Annotated in this window: 1 protein-coding gene and 1 tRNA gene; one reads left to right on the plus strand and one right to left on the minus strand. The window is 64.4% G+C overall.

What is annotated here, in order from left to right; translation table 11 throughout:
• Positions 1 to 18 precede the first annotated feature (18 nt).
• Positions 19 to 95: transfer RNA gene (locus FHS74_RS30050), tRNA-Met, on the plus strand.
• On the opposite strand, the gene FHS74_RS30055 is transcribed toward FHS74_RS30050, so the two are convergent.
• On the minus strand, positions 52 to 1734 hold the full coding sequence (locus FHS74_RS30055; RefSeq protein WP_184807952.1) for a recombinase family protein: 1683 nt from the start codon (positions 1732 to 1734) through the stop codon (positions 52 to 54). The two genes, FHS74_RS30050 and FHS74_RS30055, sit on opposite strands and share 44 nt — an antisense overlap.
• Positions 1735 to 2376 lie beyond the last annotated feature (642 nt).

Raw genomic sequence — 2376 nt, forward strand, 5'->3', positions numbered from 1 at the left:
ACTCCCACATGCCATATCCGCGGGGTGGAGCAGCCCGGTAGCTCGTCAGGCTCATAACCTGAAGGTCACAGGTTCAAATCCTGTCCCCGCAACCATCTTAACTTGCTCGACCAAGTCGTCCGAACAGCCCACCTCGCAAGAGCGCGGGCTGTTGGTCGTTTGGGGCTTGGCAGCGCCGTCCGTGGCGATGGTGAGGATGCCGGCCAGATCGCCCTGCAGTTCGATCCGCAGGCCATCCACCGCCGGCGTCAGGACGATCCGGCTGACCAGCGACCGGATCACCTCCGCAGCGCGGGGGCGCGTCTCTTCCTGTTGCAGGGCGTCATGCAAGGCGGCCACCCGCTCCCGGTAGACCAATGCCATGCTGGGGTGAAGAACCGGAGGCGGGTCTTCCGCTGATGCCAGGACCGAGACGAGCTGTTGCCGGCGGGTTTCCAGCTTGCTGCTTCGCTCCTTGATGCGTTGTTCAGGCAATGTGCCTTTCAGCAGGGCTTCCATCAAGGTATCGAATTCCCGCTCAATCTTCTTAAGTTCCAGGCGAGCGGCACTCAGCGCGCTGCTTGCTTCCATCCGTCGCTCATTCATGCGGCGGGTGAACTCCTCGCAGAACACCGCGAAGAGGGCGGGGTCCATGAGGTGTTTGCGCAGGGCGGTCAGCACCCGCGTTTCCAAGGCGTCGCGGCGGATGTTGAGGCGGTTTTGGCAGGTTCCTTTGTTGCGGGCGGTGGAGCAGCCGATATGGGCCTCGGAGATCATGGAATAACCGCCGCCGCAGCACCCGCATTTGGTCAGCCCGGAAAATAGATATTTGCTGCGTTGCCGCTCATGAAACGCGTTGGCGTCACCGGTGTCGTGGTTGATGTTGAGGGCCGCTTGCCGCTCCTTCACCCGCTCCCACAGACATTGGTCGATGATCCGCAGGTTCGGAACATCCTGCACCACCCAGTCCGCTTCGCTGTTCAGGCGGGAAACCCGCTTCCCGGTGTCGGGATCTTTGACATAGCGGAGGCGGTTCCACACCAGGCGCCCGATGTAGAGTTCGTTGTTGAGGATGCCGGTGCCGCGCTGACGGTTGCCGTTGATGGTGCTGAAGCTCCATTCGCCACCGCTTGGCGCCGGGACGGCATTTTCGTTCAGCTCGCTGGCGATGCGTTTGGGCGACCTACCGTCGGCATAGGCCTGGAAAATCCGGCGCACGATGGCAGCCTCGCCCTCATTGATGCCCCGGTCACCACGGGTCGGTGCGCCATCCGCGGCCAGGTGCCGGAGGACGTCATAGCCGTAGGCGTTGCCGCCGCCGGATTTACCGAGTTCAACGCGGCCGCGTAGCCCCCGGTGGGTCTTATCGCCCAGGTCCTTGAGGAACAGGGCGTTCATGGTGCCTTTGAGGCCGACATGCAGCGGGCTGACCTCGCCCTCGGCCAGGGTGACGATCTTGACGCCCGCGAACGCCATGCGCTTGAACAGGCCAGCGATATCTTCCTGGTCGCGGCTGAGCCGATCCATGGCCTCGGCCAGTACGATGGTGAACATCCCCCGTGTCGCGTCCTGGATCAGTTCCTGGATGCCGGGACGCAGCAGTGACGCGCCGGACATGGCGCGGTCGGTATAGCTGTCGGTGATTGTCCACCCCTGGCGCTCGGCATGGAGGCGACAGAGCCGTAGCTGGTCTTCAATCGACGCATCGCGCTGATTGTCGGAACTGTAGCGGGCGTAGAGCGCGACCTTGGTCATTCCAGCCTCTTGCTACCTGGGCTTCGCCTTCGGCTGTCGCGCGCCATCAAAGTATTGATCAGCCGCGTGTCGCGCGAGGAGCCGGACCAGTTCCACCAGCCGGGGATCCGGCATGACAGCAGGCCGGAAGGTGAGCAGGTCTCCTACCTTACTTTTCCCAGTATCTGGACGCCCTATCGTGCCGGACTTTTCCATGGTGCCGCAACCCGCTCTCAAGAGGCATTGCCGTCTGGATAGACATGAACCTGGGGCTGTCCGGTGCGACGGAAACCCTATCACAGGCCGGATCGCGCACTGACCTGCCAATGGCGGCAATCGCCTAAGCAATCGGAGTGGCGGATTGAGGCAGGGGGCCTATGGCGGTCCAAGGGTGCTCCTGGTTCTCTCTCTGACCCTGGCATCTGGGGAGAGAGGGCCCTTCGCCCCCTCTCCCCCGCGAGTGCCGGGCGCCACCCGGCAGGGCCGCGGCCGCGCAGGCCCGGCGTCATCGTCATGATCACGGGGGCGGCGACGGTCCCGCCCGTCCTGGCAACCCGGCCGGGCGCGCCGGCGCTCGCCCCCCTCTCCCCCCGCGCGGTCGCCCGCCTCCGGGAAGCACGCACGGGTGCTTCCCGGCGGGATTTTACCGATGGAGACGATCAT

Source organism: Nitrospirillum iridis (genome assembly GCF_014205765.1).
Lineage (GTDB): Bacteria > Pseudomonadota > Alphaproteobacteria > Azospirillales > Azospirillaceae > Nitrospirillum > Nitrospirillum iridis.

What these genes read in the sequence shown, in the direction of transcription:
- FHS74_RS30055 (WP_184807952.1), bottom strand. Translation starts at nt 1,734, where the DNA reads ATGACCAAGGTCGCGCTCTACGCCCGCTACAGTTCCGACAATCAGCGC.